This is a genomic window from Pseudomonas sp. B35(2017) (assembly GCF_002113645.1).
GTDB lineage: Bacteria > Pseudomonadota > Gammaproteobacteria > Pseudomonadales > Pseudomonadaceae > Aquipseudomonas > Aquipseudomonas ekonensis.
Genome location: NZ_NEIZ01000007.1, coordinates 82,167 through 99,666, shown reverse-complemented (window position 1 = coordinate 99,666; position 17,500 = coordinate 82,167). Strand labels below are relative to the sequence as shown.

The following is a 17,500-nucleotide window of genomic DNA, read 5'->3' as shown; positions in this document are numbered from 1 at the left end:
CCGAAAGTAATCTTTGATGTTATGAATAGACTTATATGGAATATAAGAAACGGTCATTTCCGCCAAGACCACGTCCCGCAAGGGCTGTAGCGGAGGATGGAAAACCGCATGCCTTTGAGGCATGAAAAGTATTCATCCAAGGCATGTGTTTTACAGGCGACCCAAGAAGCGGGGACAACTAATGCGAAATGAATAGTTGCTGTTTCATGAAAGAAAACAAAAAAGCCGATGCAGGTTAATGCATCGGCTTTTATTACTGCGGCGTCATTATTGTTTCACGAACTCCCCGGCCAGGCCGACCACGTCGCCGTCAAAGTTGTTGCGCGAACCCACCGCGCGCACTTTCGAGTAGTTGTGGTCTGGCGAGAACAGTGTCCAGGCCTGATAGCCGGTGCCGTCGTTGAGGGCCGCGAAGGTGATGATCGTAGGCTGCCCGGTGCTGTTCTGGAAGTGGTAGTGCCCGTATGCGATGTCGTAGTTCACGCCGTTCTGGCTGAACCGGCCGCTGAAGGTGCCGTTGGAGTCGTTGCCATCGGTAATCGTCAGTTTGGCGCCAGCGTTAGCGTTTACATAAGTGCCATTAATGCTCGACATAACGAGATTTCCTTAATCGTTGGTTAAGTATCTTCCGATGAGAGCAAGTTTCCTCCTGGAAACTCACGGCACTCAGGATGGTTCGAGAATGACCGATTGTCCACGCATATAACGGGCTATTTACCAACGAATTCGCAATAACAACTATGAGCACCCGGCATACTTTGCACCAAAGTATTAAGCCTCCTCCGACAAACCTCTACACCCCTGCCGCCGATGTATAACGGCTGTCATAACTGTCATATCGACACGCCCCGTCAAAAGTCATAACGGCCCGTCACACCCAACGTCCGCGGGGTGCCGAGCAGGCCCTCATAGCCACCGTTGCCGCCCGTCCACAGGGTCGTGTAGTAGGTCTTGTCGAAGGCGTTCTTCAGCCACAGCGACACGTCCCACTGACCCTGGTTGAAGTCGCCGCGCAGGCCGGTGGAAAAGTTGACCACCGCGTAGCTCGGGATCTGGCCGAAGTCCGAGTCCTCCACCGTGCCCACCGCCTTGGAGCGGAACGCGTAGCTGGCGGTGACGTAGGGTTCGAAGCCGTTGTCCAGGTTCCACTTGTATTCGCCGTTGGCGTTGCCGATCCATTTCGAGGCGCCGACCACTTGGTGGCCGCTGAGGTCGCAAGAGGCCGGGGCTCCGGGCGCGAGGCTGACTTCCGGCGGGCACGGCGCATCCTTGTACGAGAGGTAGCTGACGTCGTTGAAGGAGCCGTTGAAGTTCAGCGTCAGGCCGCGCAGCGGGATCACCGTGCTGTCGAACTCGACCCCGCGCGAGCGCACGGAACCGGCGTTGGTCAGGTACTGCACGCGGTTGACGTCGTCGTAGGCGTTGGTCTGGTAGGCGTTGACCTGCGTCCAGAACACGTTGGCGTTGAGTTGCAGGCGACGGTCCCACAGCGTGCTCTTGAAACCGAGCTCGGCGTTGTTGGCGCGTTCGGTGCCGATCAGCAACGAATCGGCCCCCGCCGTCGGCGCCGAGCCGACCACCAGGTTGACCCCGCCGGACTTTTCGCCGTGGGACAGCGTGGCGTAGCCCAGCAGTTCATCGCTGAACCGGTAGCTCAGGTTGAGCAGTCCGGAGGGGCTGGAGCTGTACTGGTTGAGGTCGCCGGAATCGTAGGCGCCGACCCGGCCGCGCCGCGCCGTGGCCGCTGCACCGGTCACCGCAGCGCCGCCACGGGGCGCGTCGCGGTCGACCCAGGCGTTCTTCTCTTCGTAGGTGCCGCGCACCCCGGCGGTGAAGTCCAGGCGCTCGGTCAGGTGCCAGGTGCCCTGGGCGAACAGCGCGAAGCTGTCGGTCTTGATGTGGCCGTGGCCGACCGTGTCGACGTTGGCCAGCGCACCGCGCGGCGTGCCGTTCCAGATGTCCGCCTGCGGGCCGTAGTAGGCGAAGGATTTGTTGTCCAGGTCCGAGCCGAAGTAGTAGGCGCCAAGCACGTAATCGAAGAACTCGCCCTTGGGCGACGCCAGGCGAAATTCCTGGGAATACTGCTTGTCCTCCACCGACACCCCGGCGTTGTAGGTGGCCGGGACGTTGAGGCCGTCGTCGTTGCGCGGGGTGAAATTCCAGAACCGGTAGGAGCTGACCGAGGTCAGGGTGAAATCGCTCGGCAGCGTCCAGTTGGCCTCCACCGACGTGCCGCCCTGGTGCACGGTGACGTGCTGGTCGTTGTCCAGGTTGACCTTGCGGTGCGAACCGTTGACCAGGGTCGCGCCCGCAGCCGCTGCCCGTGCCGAATAGACGTTCACGCCGTTGATGGTCGGCCCGGTGCTGTAGAGCACGCGGGTGCCGGCGCTGGAGTCCTCTTCGTTGTAGTCGCCGATCCAGCGCAGGTTGAAGGACTCGTTGGGCTTGAACAGCAACTGCGCGCGGAAGCCGTCGCGGGAACCGCCGTTGAGGTCGTGCCCGTTGAACTCGTTCTTGATGTCGCCGTCGCTGCGGGTGCGGTAGGCGGAAAAGCGCCCGGCCAACTGATCGTTGAGCGGCCCCGAAATCGTGCCCTTGGTCTGGAAGTAGCCATCCTCGCCGACCGAGGTCTCGATGCTGCGTTCCGGGGTGAAGCTCGGTGCGCGGGTGCCGATGTTGATCACCCCGGCGGTGGTGTTCTTGCCGAACAGCGTGCCCTGGGGCCCGCGCAGCACTTCGAGCTGCTCGATGTCCATCAGGTCGAAGACCGCCATCCCCGGACGGCCCAGGTACACGTTGTCGATGTACAGCCCGACGCTGCCTTCGAGCCCGTCGCTGGCCGGGTTGTTGCCCAGGCCGCGGATCGACACGCTGGACTGGCGCGCATGCATGTAGGCGACGTTGACGCTGGGCACCAGTTGCTGAAGGTCCTGGATCCGGTACACCCGCTGGGTCTCCAGGGTCTGGCCGCTGACCACGCTCATCGGCGTCGGCACATCCTGGGCGCTTTCCTCCCGGCGGCGGGTGGTGACGGTCACGGTTTCCAGCTGTGAATCGGCAGTGGCGCCCTTGCCGGCCGGAACGGGCGCCGGCGTTTGCGGATCGGCGGCGTAGCCCGCGCTCCAGTTGGCGCTCCCGGCCAGCAACAAGGCCAAGGGCAAGCGTTTGAGCCGTCGGGGCGGCAGCGCAGTGGCGGGGTTGAACGGACTCATGAGGCGGCTCCTGGTCAAAGAACGCACAGGCCGATCCGGCGCTGCATATTCTTCAAAGTTATTTGTATATTGATTTACAAACTTTTACTGCATAAGAGATTGCCTTTATAAGGAGTCGACCTAATGCATATCCAATGCATTTCCCGGATATTTTTTATGTGAAAAATGCATATCGACTTGCGACAGTTACGTCACTTCATCGCCCTTGCCGAACAACGCAGCTTCGTCGCCGGCGCGCAGGCGGTGAACCTGTCGCAGTCCGCGTTCAGCCGCAGCATCCAGGCGCTGGAGCACAGCGTCGGCTGCCAATTGGTCGACCGGGGGCGCAAGGATCTGCCGCCGACCAAGCAAGGCCTGGTGCTGCTGGAGCATGCGCGACGGCTGGTCAGCGGCGCGCAACAGATGGCCAACGAGATCAGCCAGTTCAACGGCCTCGAGGCGGGCGAACTGCGCTTCGGCTGCGGCCCGGCGCCGGCGGCGGGGCTCATCCCCCGGGCCGTCGGCCGCTTCATCGGGCGCTACCCCAAGGCGCGTGTGCATTACCAGGTCGATGACTGGCAGAGCCTGAGCAAACGCCTGCACAGCGAAGAGTTCGAGTTCTTCGTCGCCGACACCCGGCATTTCGAGGCCGATCCGGACTACCTGACCCACCGCCTGCGTCCGCGCAAATGGCATTTCTGCTGCCGCGCCGGGCATCCGTTGGCGGCGCGGGAGCGGGTCAGCGCCGCCGAGTTGATGAGTTATCCGATGGCGGTAAGCATCCGCCCGCCTAACCTGCGCAAAGTGATCGTCGACCTCAGCGGCCGCCCGGACTTCACGCCGAACGTGGAATGCGAAAACAGCGCCAGCCTGCTCGGCGTGGTGCTGCGCTCGGATGCGGTGGGTATCGTCGGCGAATACTCCGACGCGCTGCACCGGGCCCGGGACGAGTTGGTGTGCCTGAAGATCGAAGGGTTGGCCGATGACCTGGAGGAGCTGTACACCCGCTACGGGATCGTCAGCCGGGCGGGCTATCGCCTGTCACCGCTGGCCGAGGCGATGGTGGCGCAGATCCGCGAGATCGATGCGCTGGACGAAGGGATGTGCTCCCTCGACGGGCTGGCGGTCTGATCCGCCGCCATCGCCAGCAGGCAGGCTCCCACAAAGGGCGCGGCCGTACCCGGATCGGTGATCAGCGCAGAACCCTGTGGGAGCCAGCCTGCTGGCGATGGCGTCAGTAAAGGCACCGCAGGATCGGGGCAAGACCGCCGAGCCGATGCAATCCCTGCATGACAGGCATTCCCCGAATGCACTTGCCGAACGGCCCCGACCGCAGCGAAAAAAGCCGCCTGTCCCTCTGACCGGTGAGCCCCATGCCCAACCCGCCAAAACCCGTGCGCAACGTGCTGTACATCATGTGCGACCAACTGCGCCGCGATTACCTGTCCTGCTACGGCCATCCGCACCTGCACACCCCGAACATCGACCGCCTCGCCGCCACCGGCGTGCGCTTCAGCCGTGCCTACACCCAAGGCACGATCTGCGGCCCGTCGCGGATGTCGGCCTACACCGGGCGCTACGTCAGCAGCCACCAGGTGGCCTGGAACGCAGTGCCGCTGCCGCTGGATGAACTGACCCTCGGCGACTACCTGCGCCCCCACGGCATCCGCACCGCGCTGGTGGGCAAGACCCACGCGACGCCGAACCTGGACGGCCTGCAGCGGCTGGCGCTCGATCCCGACGGCGACCATGCCCGGGCGCTCAACGAAGTCGGCTTCGAGCCTTACCTGCGGCATGACGGCATCTACCCCGACGACCCGCTGTTCGACGACAAGCGCGAATCCTCCCCCTACACCCATTACCTGCGCAGCCACGGCTTCGGCGGCCGCAACCCCTGGCACGACTGGGCCAACGCCGCCGAAGGCGAGAACGGCGCCATCCTCAGCGGCTGGCACATGCGCCATGCGCACTTGCCGGCCCGCATCCCCGAACGGCATTCGGAGACCGCTTTCACCACCGATCGCGCCATCGACTTCATCAACGAACAAAACGGGCAATCCTGGTGTTTGCACCTATCCTTCATAAAGCCTCATTGGCCTTATATCGTACCATCGCCGTACCACGCCTTGTACAGTACGAAATCGATTCTCGAACCGGTGCGCGCCGCCCCCGAAAACGCCAGCAACCACCCGGTTTACAACGCCTTCCGCCAACACGAAGAAAGCCTGAACTTCTCCCGGGATGAAGTACGGCAGAACGTCATTCCGGCGTACATGGGCCTGGTCAAGCAGATCGATGACCACCTCGGCCGATTGTTCGATTTCCTGCAAAGCAACGGGCACTGGGAGGACACGCTGATCGTGTTCACCAGCGATCACGGCGACTTTCTCGGCGACCACTATCTGGGGGAAAAGGAGTTCCTGCTGGAGCAGGCGGTGGGCGTGCCGCTGATCGTGCGCGACCCTCGCGCGGCGGCGGACATCACCCGGGGTTCGGTGGACGAACGACTGACGGAAACCATCGACGCGCTGCCGACGTTCCTGGAGGCATTGGGCCTGCCGGGTGCCGAGCACCGGCTGGAAGGGCGCTCGTTGATTCCCCTGCTGCACGGCGAGCGTCCCGCGTGGCGCCGTTACGCGATCAGCGAATACGACTACGCCTTCCAGGCCCCGGCGCGGGAGCGGCTGGGCCGGCCCATCGACCGCTGCCGCATGACCATGGTGCGCAGCGAACGCTGGAAATACCTGGCCTACGACGGCTTCCGGCCGCAGCTTTTCGACCTGTCGAACGACCCGCAGGAACTGCGCGACCTAGGGGAGGAGCCGGCGTACGCGGCGGTGCGGGAGGAACATGCGGGGTATCTGTTCGAGTGGCTGCGCGGGCTGAAGCGGCGCACCACCATCAGTCACCGGGAAATCGATGAGCGCGGGCAACGGTTCCGCTACGGCGAGCCCGGCACTGAGAAAGCCGTGCAGATCGGCGTGTGGTGAAGGCGGCCACTTCGTTGGCCGCCCCATCGACTTGCCTGCCAAGGGTCGGGTCAGGCACCGACGCTTTCAGCCCCTTTGACGGTCCGGCTGCGCTGCCCGGAAGCCCCCACCGGCACTTCGCCCTTGAGCGTCACGCGGCGCACCACCCGGTCCTGGATGCCGTAGTCGTCGATCGCGTAATGCTGGGTCGAACGGTTGTCCCAGATCGCCACGTCGCCGGCCTTCCAGCGCCAGCGCACGGTGTTCTCCTGGCGGATCACATGGCTCTGCAGCAACCCGAACAGGTGCGCCGAATCGGCCTGGGAATAGCCCTTGATGCGTTTGACGAAATGCCCCAGCAGCAAGCTCTTCTCGCCGCTGACCGGGTGCACCCGCACTACCGGGTGTTCGGTCTCGTACACGGTCGAGGTGAAGATCTTGCGGTAGCGCTCCAGCTTCTCCGCCGACACGTGCGGCTTCACCGCCGCGTAGTCGTACTCGTTGCTGTGCACGGCCACCAGTTTGTCCGCCAGCTCCCGCAGCTCCGCCGGCAGTTCGCTGTAGGCGGTGGCGGTGTTGGCCCACAGGGTGTCGCCGCCGAAGGCCGGCGCCACCACCGAACGCAGGATGGAGGCCTTGGGGTAGGCCTCGACGAAGGTCACGTCGGTGTGCCACGAGTTGGCGCGCTGGCCCTCGGCGCCGTCCAGCTCCAGCAGGTAGCGGGTGCCCTCGCGGGACGGCACGGTGGGATGCGCCACCGGTTCGCCGAGCAAGTGGGCGAACGCCTCCTGGCGCTGGTCGTCGAGCTGGGTCTGCTCGCGGAAGAACACCACCTTGTATTGCACCAGCGCCTGCTGGATGGCTTCGACGGTGGCGGCGTCCAGCTCACCGGACAGTTGCACGCCACGGATCTCGGCGCCGATGCGGCCGGCCACCGGATGGATGTCCAGCGCCTGGACAGCGGGTTTTACAGCGAGTGCGGCATTGCTCATGGATCGACCCTCATCATCTGCTTGCGGTTGGCCGGCAGCGAAGCAACGCTCTATCTATATTCCATTTACATCTAATAGATATTCACGTGCTTCGTTGACGGAATAAGAGCTTGCATTTAAAACCTCGATCAACCCTCGTCGCAAATGCCTTCGCGCTATTTTTAGGATGCCGGAAAAGCATATGGATCTTCGCCAATTGCGCTACTTCATCGCCCTCAACGAACACCGCAGCTTCGTCCGCGCGGCGGACGCGATGGGGATCACCCAACCGGCGTTCAGCCGCAGCATCCAAGGGCTGGAGCAGGAGTTCGGCTGCGTGCTGGTGGACCGCGGCAACAAGGATCTGCGCCCCACCCCGGAAGGCCAAGTGGTGTTGCAGCACGCCCTCACCCTGGTGCAGGGCGCGGCGCTGCTCAGCGCCGAAGTGACGCAGATGACCAAGCTCGACGCCGGCGAACTGCGCTTCGGCTGCGGCCCTGCGCCGGCGGTGAAACTGGTGCCGGATGCGGTGGCGCAGTTCGTCAATTCGCACCCCAAGGTGCGCACCTGCTTTCAGGTGGACAACTGGGAAAAGCTCAGCCGCGCCCTGAGCCGCGAGGAGATCGAATTCTTCATCGCCGACATCCGCCATTTCGAGGCCGACCCCAACTTCCAGACCCAGGCGCTGACGCCCAAGCGCGGGGTATTCTTCTGCCGGCCGGGGCATCCGCTGCTGGCCAAGGAAAGCCTGTCGACCAACGACATGTTCGACTACCCGCTGGCGACCACGCTGATCCCGCCGGGCATCCGCAAACTGCTGGCGAACCTCAGCGGCCGGGTCGACTTTTCACCGACCATCGAGACCGAGCATTTCCCGGCGCTGGTCAAGGTGGTACTGCAGTCCAACGCCATCGGCGTGGGCACCGAAGAGGCGTTCGAACAGGACATCGCCCAGGGCTCGCTGGCACTGCTGCACTGGCGCAACCTGCCGCAGAACCTGGAAAGCATGAACGCCCGGTGCGGGATCGTCAGCCGCACTGGCTTCCGCCTGTCGCCGGCGGCGCGGGCGATGATCGAGACGCTGGTGACGCTGGACAGGCAGGCCCTCGGCGTCGCGGTCTAGGGCTGTCATCCACGTCCCTGTGGGAGCCAGCCTGCTGGCGATGAGGCCAGCCCTGCCGCCACCGGTTCAGAGCCCGGCAGCCGCCAGCCCCGGCGCTACCCAGTCATTGACCTTGAACGGCTTGCGGATCAGCTTCTGCTGCGCCGCCAGATCCACCGCGTCCTGCAGCTTGCCGAGGAACACCGGATCCAGCGTCGAGGGGAACACTTCGCTCAGTCTCTGATCCTTCAGGTCCTGGGTCAGGATCACCGGCGGATAGCTCGCCAACCCCGAGACCAACTGCACATAGGCGTCCTTGTTGCTGTCCTGGGTCAGCCAGTCTACCGCCTGCTGCTGGGCCTTGAGCAGCTTGGCCACGACGTAGGGATGGGCATCGACGAACTTGCCGGTGCCCACCAGCACCGCCTGCACGCTGCCGGCGCCGCCCAAGTCCTTGGTGTTGAGCGGCAGTTCGGCCAGTCCCTTGGCTTGAAGCGCGGTCAGCCCGGAGCTGCCCCACGACGCATCGATCTGTTTGGCCGCCAGGGCGGCCACCGCCGCGTTGAAGTCGAGGTTGATGACTTTCACGTCCTTCTCGCTCAGGCCCTGGCTGGCCAGCGCCGCATCGAACGACAGCTGCGTCGCGGTGCCGCGGAAGATCGCCACGCGCTTGCCTTTAAGGTCCTGCAGCGTCTTGATCCCCGACCCCGGCACCACGCCCAGGTACTGCTTCACGCCACGGGCGGTCGCGCTGAGCAGGCGGGTGTCGAGACCGTTGGACTTGCCGATGATCGCCGCCAGGTCGCCCAGGTAGGCCAGATCCACCTGGCCGTTGGCGAACGCCTCGTTGATCACAGGGCCCGCCCCCTTGAAGAAGCTCCACTGAATCTTGATCCCCTGCTCGGCGAAAGCCTTCTCGAAGACCTGCTGATGGCGCAGCACGTCGACGATGCCGCCGCCGCTGTGCTGGGTGCCGGCGCTGAGGTCGGGCACGGCGATGCGGATTTCCTTGAGTTCATCGGCGTGGGCGGTGAAGGCGAACAACCCCGCCAGCGCAGAGGCGGCAAACAGACGGGTGACACGTTTGAAGGGAAGGTTCATGGGCGCGGCTCCTGATTGCGGCGGGCATTGAGGAGCCGAACGTAGGCGCAATGGCCTTCTGCACATAAATACTATAAATGCACATTTTTATAGCTTTTTAAGCTAAGCAGGCGGCGTCGGGGCTCCTGGGCCCGTATGCAAAAACAGCATCGAAAATATTCTCCGAATGCATTGGATGCGTCAGGGCTGGAGGCCTTAAATGGTCTGGCTTATCTCCCAATAGCATTGAATCAGTTGTTTATATATCGATTTTGCATACACCGCTTCCGCACACGCAGCGGTCTGCCATGCAACCCGACAACGGAGGTCAACCATGGCCCGAGATTCCCTGCTCAGCCTGCCGCTGCCGGCGCCGTCGCTCAAACCCCGGCGGCCCTGGCCGACGCTGAGCCAACGCCTGCTGCCCTGGCTGCTGCCGCTCAGCCTGTTCGCCCTCTGGTGGCTGGCGGCGCGCAGCCAATGGATGAGTGAGCAGATCCTGCCGGCACCGTCGCTGGTCTGGAGCAGTGCGCTCGAACTGTCCCGGGGTGAATTGTGGAGCCATTTGTGGATCAGCCTGCAGCGGTTGCTCTGGGGCCTGCTGGCCGGCGTTTCAATAGGCGCGGCGCTGGGCGCGGCACTGGGTTTCAGCCGGCCGCTCGAACGGTTGATATTCCCGACGTTCGCCGGGCTCGCCCAGGTGCCGACGCTGGCGTGGATCCCGCTGTTCATGGTGGTCTTCGGCATCGGCGAAACGCTCAAGCTGGTGGTGCTGGTCAAGGCCATCGTGGTGCCGGTGACCCTGCACACCCTGGTCGGCGTGCGCGATGCGCAACCGAAGCTGCGCGAAGCCGCCACCGTGCTGCGCCTGCCGCCGCACTTGCTGATCCGCCGCCTGATCCTGCCCGCTGCGCTGCCGGCGTTCATGGCCGGCGTACGCCTGGCCCTGGCGGCCGGTTGGACGTCGCTGCTGGCGGTGGAGCTGCTGGCCTCCAGCGAAGGCATCGGCTACCTGATGGTCTGGGCGCGGCAGCTGTTCATGCTCGACATCGTGTTCGTCTGCATCGTGGTCATCGGCCTGTTCGGCGTGGCGATGGACTGCGGCGTCGGCCTGCTCGACAGCCGGCTGGTGCACTGGCCGCACCCGGCCACCGCCGAAATCCGCCGGGGCCCGCGCTACCGGGGCTGGCAGCGCGTGCAGCCGTGGCTGCTGCCGCTGGGCCTGCTGGCGCTGTGGCAGGCGGCGAGCGACGGGCAGTGGATCGACGCCAACCTCCTGGTCAGCCCGTTGACCGTGCTGGAGGCCACCCGTAACGGCCTGCGCGACGGCACGCTGATCGGCGGCATGGCCCTGAGCCTGGGCCGCACCCTGGGCGGCCTGCTGATCGGCGGCGGGCTCGGCCTGGCGCTGGGCTTGCTGCTGGGTCTGTCGCGCAGCGCCGAACGCTTGGTCGGCCCGACCCTCGCTGCCCTGCGGCAGATCGCGATTTTCGCCTGGGTGCCGCTGCTCACCGCGTGGTTCGGCCTGGGCGAACTGGCCAAGTGGGTGTTCGTGGCCCTCGCCGCGTTCTTCCCGCTGTTCGTCGCCACCCAACGCAGCGTCGCCAACCTGTCGCCGCAGCTCAACGAGGCGGCGCAGGCGCTGCGCCTGAACCTCGGCCAGCGCCTGCGCCGGCTGGTGCTGCCGGGCGCGGCCCCGGGCATCTTCGCCGGCCTGCGCCTGAGCCTGATCTACGCCTGGCTCGGCACCATCGGCGCCGAATATTTCATGCCGTCCAACGGCGGCATCGGCAGCCAGATGATCGGCGCCCAGCAACTGCTGCGCATGGACCTGATCATGGCCGGAATGCTGCTGGTCGGCCTCACCGGCGCCCTCCTCAACCTCATCGGCCAACGCCTGGAAATCCGCGCCACCCGCTGGAGACACGCATGAACGCACCGATTGTCAGCTTCACCCACGTCGGCAAATCCTTTGACGTCGACGGCTTCGAACTGGAGGCGATCCGCGAATTCAACCTCGACATCGCCGAGGGCGAGTTCGTCGCCATCGTCGGCTCCAGCGGCTGCGGCAAATCCACCCTGCTGCGCTTGCTGGTGGGCCTGGACACCGCGTTCCGCGGGCAGATCACCGTGGACGGCAAGGCCGTCACCGGCGTCGGCAGCGAACGCGGCATCGTGTTTCAGGAACACCGCCTGTTCCCGTGGTTGACGGTGGCCGACAACATCGGCCTGGGCCTGGTCAACGAGCCCCTCGGCGCCGCCGAGAAGCAGCGGCGCATCGACAGTTTCATCGAACTGGTGGGCCTGCGCGACTTCGCCCGCGCCTACCCGCACCAGCTCTCCGGCGGCATGGCGCAGCGCGTGGCCATCGCCCGCGGGCTGGTGGCGAGCCCGCGGATCCTGCTGCTCGACGAACCCTTCGGCGCCCTCGACGCGCTGACCCGCCAGCAGATGCAGGACGAACTGCTGGCCATCCGCGACCGGGCGAAGATCACCACCATCCTGGTCACCCACGATGTCGAGGAAGCGATCTTCCTGGCCGACCGGGTGGTGGTGATGGAGCCGCGGCCGGGACGGATCAAGCAAGTGGTGGACATCGCCCTGCCCCGTCCCCGCCAGCGCAGCGGCTTCGACTTCCACCAACTGCGCGAGGAACTGCTGCACGAACTGACCGGCGACGGTCACTACCTGCCTGCCCCGGCGGTGCAGATCCGCGATCTGCCGCTGTCTTTCATTGCCTACTGAACAGGAGTCTGCCGATGCCGCAACGCCCCAATTTCCTGGTGATCCTGGCCGATGACCTCGGCTTCTCCGACATCGGCGCCTTCGGCGGCGAGATCGCCACGCCGAACCTCGATGCCCTGGCCGAGAACGGCCTGCGCCTGACCGATTTCCACACCGCGCCGACCTGCTCGCCGACCCGTTCGATGCTGCTCACCGGCACCGACCACCACATCGCCGGGATCGGCACCATGGCCGAGGCGCTGACGCCGGACCTGATCGGCAAGCCCGGCTACGAGGGCCACCTCAACGACCGCGTGGTGGCGCTGCCGGAGCTGCTGCGCGAAGCGGGCTACCAAACCCTGATGAGCGGCAAGTGGCACCTGGGCCTGACCGCCGAGCTGGCCCCCCACGCCCGGGGTTTCGAGCGTTCGTTCTCGCTGCTGCCGGGCGCGGCCAACCACTACGGTTTCGAGCCGCCGTACCAGGACGACACGCCGCGCCTGCTCAAGTCCACCCCGGCGCTGTACATCGAGGACGATACCTTCCTCGACGCGTTGCCCAAGGACTTCTATTCCTCCGATGCGTTCGGCGACAAGCTGCTGCACTACCTGAAGGAACGTGACCAGACCCGGCCGTTCTTCGCCTACTTGCCGTTTTCCGCGCCGCACTGGCCGTTGCAGGCGCCGGCTGAGATCGTCGAAAAGTACCGCGGCCGCTACGACGCCGGCCCCGAGGCCCTGCGCCTCGAAAGGCTAGAGAAACTCAAGGCGCTGGGGTTGATCGAGACGGACGTCGAGCCGCATCCGCTGATCCAGCTGAACGCGCAGTGGGACGCCATGAGCGACCGGCAACGGCAGATCTCCGCCCGGGCCATGGAGGTCTACGCGGCGATGGTCGAGCGCATGGACTGGAACATCGGCCGGGTCGTCGACTACCTGCGCCAGCAGGGGCAGCTCGACAACACGTTCATCCTGTTCATGTCCGACAACGGCGCCGAAGGCGCGCTGCTGGAGGCCTTCCCGAAATTCGGCCCGCAGCTGCTGACCTTCCTCGACCGGCACTACGACAACAGCCTGGACAACATCGGCCGCGCCAACTCCTACGTCTGGTACGGGCCGAGCTGGGCCCAGGTGGCCACGGCGCCGTCGCGGCTGTTCAAGGCCTTCACCACCGAAGGCGGGATCCGCGTACCGGCGCTGCTGCATTACCCGCCGCTGCCGGTCGGCGGGCAGATCAGCCACGGCTTCGGCACGGTCATGGACATCGCCCCGACCATCCTCGACCTGGCCGGCGTGCGCCATCCCGGCAAGCAGTGGCGCGGCAAACCGGTGGCGCCGCTGCGGGGCAAATCGTGGCTGGGCTTCCTGTCCGGCGAGACGGCGCAGGTGCATGACGAACACACCGTCACCGGCTGGGAGCTGTTCGGGCGCCGGGCGATCCGCCAGGGGCACTGGAAAGCGGTCTACATCCCGGGCCCGGTGGGGCCGGCGACCTGGCAGCTCTATGACCTGGCGGCGGATCCGGGGGAGATCCACGACCTGGCGCAGGACCGGCCGGAGAAACTTGAGGCCTTGATCGGCCATTGGCAGCGCTACGTGGAAGAGACCGGAGTGATCCTGAGCGAGTCGCCGTTCCAGCCGGATTGAGGGCGCCTGGAGCACGCCCGCTCTCACACTGCTGGCGATGGCGGAGGGTCAGTGCCGGAGACGCTGGCCGTACCGGCCCCATCGCTTGCCGCCAAGCTCCCACAGGGCTCCGGAGTGATCTGCGTTGCTGTGTATCTGCGCAGTACCTGTGGGAGCCAGCCTGCTGGCGATGGCGCCAGTGAGTTCTCCCATCAGGCCCTGGCCGTACCCGCCTCCTCCCGCACCACCGCGCCTTCTTTGCGCACAAACCGGTTCGCCCGCCCGAACGTGCCGAAGTCGTTGAACCGCACCCCCATCTCGCGCATCACCTTGTGCGCCACCGGTGCGGTCATCTGACGGATGTAGAACGGCTCCTTGACCACGAAATGATGGATCCCGTGGGTGCTGCCGAAGTTGAAGCAGAACGCCTGCAGCGGCCACAGCCACCAAGGGTTCAGCACCTGGCACTGCTGGATCACGTTGCCCGGCTCCACATCGCCGTAGTAATGCATGTTCGAGCTGATGAAATGCAGGCAAAACGTGCGCAGCACGTTCGGGCCAATGATCACCACGGCGGCGATGTCGATCACCTGCATCACCGACAGCGTGGTCGCCGACCAGTCGATGGTCGAGCCCAGCAGCCAGGCGACGCCGTTGGCTCCGTGGAAGCCGAGGAACACGTACCACGCGCCCCAATGCAGCAGCGCCAGCGGCGCGTAGACCTTCAGCGAGCGCTTGAGGATGCTGACCTTGTGCGCCCAGGTCTTGGCCCGCAGCATGCGGATGAACGCCGACATCACGTTGTCGCCCACCATCAGCAGCCGGGCCGGGCCCCACGGTTCGCCGTTGGTGATCGCCCGCTCTTCCATGTCGGTTTCGGTGCCGGACACCTTGTGGTGGTTGAGGTGCAGGTGGCGGCGGATCCACGGGTTGATGGTGCTCGGCCGCGCCAGCCAGACCAGCGCCATCATCAGGTTGTGCGGCACCCGCCGCTTGCGGAAGTACATGCTGTGGATCAGGTCGTGCTCCAGCTCGTGGGTCAGCGATGCGAAGAACCCGTTGAGCAACAGGCACGCCCACCAGGCCAGATGGCCGGTGACGTACAGCGCCGCCGACGCGGTCATCCCCACCAGCGCGAAGGCCAGGATCCCGGCGCCGAGGGCGTCCTGACGGTTCAGAACGGGGTAGCGCTCGCGCAGTTCGGCGCCTCTGGCCAGCACCACCTGGCGAATGTGCGCCGCGCGCTGGGTGTCATTGTGTCGCTGGGGACTTGCAGAAGTACGGTGCATGCTTCCATCCTCTGGTTATCGATGTCCGCATCCTGCCCTGCGGCGGGGCCGGACGCGGTAGCCGAGAACGCCAACCTGTTGACCGGAAGCGCCAATCGACATGAAGGAACCGACCTCCCTCGCCAGTTGGACCCGTGCCCTGCGCAAGCAACTCGATGCGCTGGGGCTCGACAGCACCGAGCTGTGCCGGCAGGCGGGGCTCGATCCGCAGTTGATGGACGACCCGAACGCCCGCTACCCGCTGTCCGGCACCACGCGCCTGTGGGAGATCGCCGTGCAGGTCAGCGGCGACCCGGCCATCGGCCTGCGGGTGTCGCGCTTCGTCAGCCCCACGACGTTCCATGCCCTGGGCTATGCGCTGGTGGCCAGCGGCAGCCTGCGGGAAGTGTTCGAGCGGATCGTGCGCTATCACCCGGTGGTCAGCGATGCCCTGGAGCTGGAGCTCACCCGCAACGAGGACCGCTACCGCTTCCGCCTGAACGTACCGGCCGGCAACCCGGCCCCGGCGTTCGAAGCCATCGACGCCTTCGCCGCGATCTACGTGCGCACCTGCCGTAACCGCCTGGGCCGCGATTACGCGCCGCTGGCGGTGTACCTGCGCCGCCCGGAACCGACCGACGCCCACCCGTGGCACAAGGTGTTCCGCGCCCCGGTGCATTTCGCCGCCGAAGAAGACCGGTTGGAGTTCGCCCTCGCCGACTTCGACAGCCACCTGGACGACGCCAACCCGGAACTGGCCGAGCACAACGAGGCGGTGCTCAACCGCACCCTCGCCCAGCTCAAGCCGCTGACCTGGGAGCGCAAGGTGCGCGACGCCATCGAAGAGCAACTGCCCGAAGGCGAACCCGGCGCCGAACGCATCGCCCAGGCCCTGCACCTGAGCCTGCGCAGCCTGCAGCGGCACCTGGCGGACGAAGGCTGCCGGTTCGACACGCTGCTCAACGAAAGCCGCGAGAACCTCGCGCTGCTGCACCTGCGCGACCCGCACTGCTCGCTGAGCGAAATCAGCTACCTGCTGGGCTTCGCCGACACCAGCAGCTTCAGCCGCGCGTTCAAGCGCTGGACGGGGATGACGCCGGGGCAGTTCCGCGATCAGTTGCGCTGACGCCTGCACACGGCGGGAGCGAGCCGGCTCGCGATGGCGGTCGTTGATCCGACATCGCCGGTGACAGACCTCACGCCATCGCTCCCACAGGTGATCCCGCGCACTTGTCAGATCGTGGCCAGGGCCCTCAGCCGCTCGGCATCGAGAATCTCGATTTCGCCGTAGCCCAAGCCGATGATCCCCTGCCCCTGCAGGTCCTTGAGGATCTGGTTGGTGGTCTGGCGCGACAGCGACAGCATCGACGCCAGTTGCTCCTGCGGCAGTTGCAGCACGCGGCGGGGCGGGTCGAGCTCGCCGTAGCCTTCGGCGATCATCAGCAGACGGTGGGCCAGGCGCGCCGGGGCCGGGAGCAGGCTCAGCTGTTCGAGGTTGATAAAGGTCAGGCGCAATTTCTGGCTCATCAGCAACGCCAGATGACGCCAGTGCAGCGGATGCTCGTCGAGCAGCTTGAGCAGGGTCGCCTGCGGGATGTTCAGCAATGTGCACGACCCGGCCGCATAGGCGTCGTGGGTGCGCGGCTGGCCGTCGAACAGGCAGATCTCGCCGAACCAGTGGGGCGCCTCCACCAGGCTCAGCAGCGCTTCCTTGCCGTGCTCGCTGACCGCACCGATGCGCACCGCGCCATCGAGCACCGCGTACAGCCCGCACGGCGGATCGCCGCGCCTGAACAACCGCTGCCCCGCCGCCATCCGCCGCTCCCGGGCCGCCGCCAGCAGGCTATCCTGAAAGGACGCCGGCAGATGGCTGAACCACTGCCCGGTCATCAGACGCTCGCGCCAGACCTTTTCCATGAACGCTCCCAAAGATTGTCGCCTGCCTGACAGAACGGGTGCCGTGCCCCAGGCATGATCCGGTCACCCTACAGGAGGAACAACAATGAAAAACCTCGTCGATCATTTGAGTCAATACGCCGCGTACCACCGCGACCCGCGCAACATCGCCAGCCACTTCGTCGGCATCCCGCTGATCGTGGTGGCGGTGGCGGTGCTGCTGTCGCGGCCCGAATGGCCGGTCGGCGCCCTGTGGATCTCTCCGGCGGTGTTGGTGGCGTTGGCGTCGGCCTGGTTCTACCTGCGCCTGGAGCTCCGTCTCGGCCTGCTGATGACCGGGCTGATGGCACTGTCGGTCTGGGCCGGGCATGCGCTGGCCCAACAGAGCACCCTGGTGTGGCTGGGCAGCGGGCTGGCGATGTTCGTGATCGGCTGGGCGATCCAGTTTGTCGGCCACCATTACGAAGGGCGCAAACCGGCGTTCGTCGATGACCTGACCGGGTTGATCGTCGGGCCGCTGTTCGTGACGGTGGAGCTGGCGTTCATGCTCGGCCTGCGCCAGGGGCTGAAGGAGCAGATCGAGGCGCGGGTGGGCGGGGTGCGGGTCAATCCGAACCGCGCGGCCATCTAGCAGGCTGGCTCCCGCAGGGATTCCGATCGCTCACACACTGCGT

14 protein-coding genes are annotated in these 17,500 nt (G+C 65.6%); 8 read left to right on the top strand and 6 right to left on the bottom strand.

Annotation, left to right across the window (positions count from 1 at the left end; all coding sequences use genetic code 11):
- Nucleotides 1-267: 267 nt before the first annotated feature.
- Entirely contained in the window at nt 268-594 is a 327-nt protein-coding gene (locus CAG41_RS14785; RefSeq protein WP_085582046.1) for a hypothetical protein, read from the bottom strand.
- 257 nt (nt 595-851) lie between these two features.
- Nucleotides 852-3,212, bottom strand: a complete 2,361-nt coding sequence (locus tag CAG41_RS14780; RefSeq protein ID WP_085707149.1) for a TonB-dependent receptor — start codon at nt 3,210-3,212, stop codon at nt 852-854.
- A gap of 165 nt (nt 3,213-3,377) precedes the next feature.
- Here CAG41_RS14780 and CAG41_RS14775 point away from each other — a divergent pair, with 165 nt between their 5' ends.
- Together CAG41_RS14775 and CAG41_RS14770 are read left to right on the top strand one after the other, a co-directional pair.
- Nucleotides 3,378-4,322 (top strand): LysR family transcriptional regulator, encoded by a 945-nt coding sequence (locus CAG41_RS14775; protein ID WP_085707148.1) that lies wholly within the window; start codon nt 3,378-3,380, stop codon nt 4,320-4,322.
- Nucleotides 4,323-4,564: 242 nt separating this feature from the next.
- Nucleotides 4,565-6,181 (top strand): alkaline phosphatase family protein, encoded by a 1,617-nt coding sequence (locus CAG41_RS14770; RefSeq protein WP_085707147.1) that lies wholly within the window; start codon nt 4,565-4,567, stop codon nt 6,179-6,181.
- Between the two features lie 50 nt (nt 6,182-6,231).
- On the opposite strand, the gene CAG41_RS14765 is transcribed toward CAG41_RS14770, so the two are convergent.
- Nucleotides 6,232-7,152: a TauD/TfdA family dioxygenase gene (locus CAG41_RS14765; protein WP_085639486.1), complete on the bottom strand. Its 921-nt coding sequence runs from the start codon at nt 7,150-7,152 to the stop codon at nt 6,232-6,234.
- Between the two features lie 181 nt (nt 7,153-7,333).
- Between CAG41_RS14765 and CAG41_RS14760 the strand changes: the two genes are divergently transcribed.
- The gene (locus CAG41_RS14760) at nt 7,334-8,254 is read left to right on the top strand and encodes a LysR family transcriptional regulator (RefSeq protein ID WP_085582054.1); all 921 of its coding nucleotides are present in this window, start codon (nt 7,334-7,336) and stop codon (nt 8,252-8,254) included.
- Between the two features lie 66 nt (nt 8,255-8,320).
- On the opposite strand, the gene CAG41_RS14755 is transcribed toward CAG41_RS14760, so the two are convergent.
- Nucleotides 8,321-9,334: an ABC transporter substrate-binding protein gene (locus CAG41_RS14755; RefSeq protein ID WP_085707146.1), complete on the bottom strand. Its 1,014-nt coding sequence runs from the start codon at nt 9,332-9,334 to the stop codon at nt 8,321-8,323.
- 313 nt (nt 9,335-9,647) lie between these two features.
- Between CAG41_RS14755 and CAG41_RS14750 the strand changes: the two genes are divergently transcribed.
- The 3 genes from CAG41_RS14750 to CAG41_RS14740 are packed head-to-tail and all read left to right on the top strand — an operon-like array spanning nt 9,648 to nt 13,683.
- Nucleotides 9,648-11,246, top strand: a complete 1,599-nt coding sequence (locus CAG41_RS14750) for an ABC transporter permease (protein ID WP_085707145.1) — start codon at nt 9,648-9,650, stop codon at nt 11,244-11,246.
- Entirely contained in the window at nt 11,243-12,058 is an 816-nt protein-coding gene (locus CAG41_RS14745) for an ABC transporter ATP-binding protein (RefSeq protein WP_085639492.1), read from the top strand. The genes CAG41_RS14750 and CAG41_RS14745 overlap by 4 nt, the downstream gene beginning before the upstream one ends.
- 14 nt (nt 12,059-12,072) lie before the next feature.
- Nucleotides 12,073-13,683, top strand: a complete 1,611-nt coding sequence (locus tag CAG41_RS14740) for an arylsulfatase (RefSeq protein ID WP_085631859.1) — start codon at nt 12,073-12,075, stop codon at nt 13,681-13,683.
- A gap of 191 nt (nt 13,684-13,874) precedes the next feature.
- On the opposite strand, the gene CAG41_RS14735 is transcribed toward CAG41_RS14740, so the two are convergent.
- Nucleotides 13,875-14,951 (bottom strand): fatty acid desaturase, encoded by a 1,077-nt coding sequence (locus CAG41_RS14735; RefSeq protein WP_085707144.1) that lies wholly within the window; start codon nt 14,949-14,951, stop codon nt 13,875-13,877.
- 100 nt (nt 14,952-15,051) lie between these two features.
- On the opposite strand from CAG41_RS14735, the gene CAG41_RS14730 reads away from it, so the two are divergent.
- Nucleotides 15,052-16,056 (top strand): AraC family transcriptional regulator, encoded by a 1,005-nt coding sequence (locus tag CAG41_RS14730; RefSeq protein ID WP_085707143.1) that lies wholly within the window; start codon nt 15,052-15,054, stop codon nt 16,054-16,056.
- A 107-nt stretch (nt 16,057-16,163) separates the two neighbouring features.
- Here CAG41_RS14730 and CAG41_RS14725 read toward each other — a convergent pair whose 3' ends face one another.
- Nucleotides 16,164-16,847 carry a Crp/Fnr family transcriptional regulator gene (locus tag CAG41_RS14725; RefSeq protein WP_085707142.1) on the bottom strand — a complete coding sequence of 228 codons (684 nt, stop codon included), beginning with the start codon at nt 16,845-16,847 and terminating at the stop codon, nt 16,164-16,166.
- 85 nt (nt 16,848-16,932) lie between these two features.
- On the opposite strand from CAG41_RS14725, the gene CAG41_RS14720 reads away from it, so the two are divergent.
- The gene (locus CAG41_RS14720; RefSeq protein WP_085582069.1) at nt 16,933-17,457 is read left to right on the top strand and encodes a DUF962 domain-containing protein; all 525 of its coding nucleotides are present in this window, start codon (nt 16,933-16,935) and stop codon (nt 17,455-17,457) included.
- Nucleotides 17,458-17,500 lie beyond the last annotated feature (43 nt).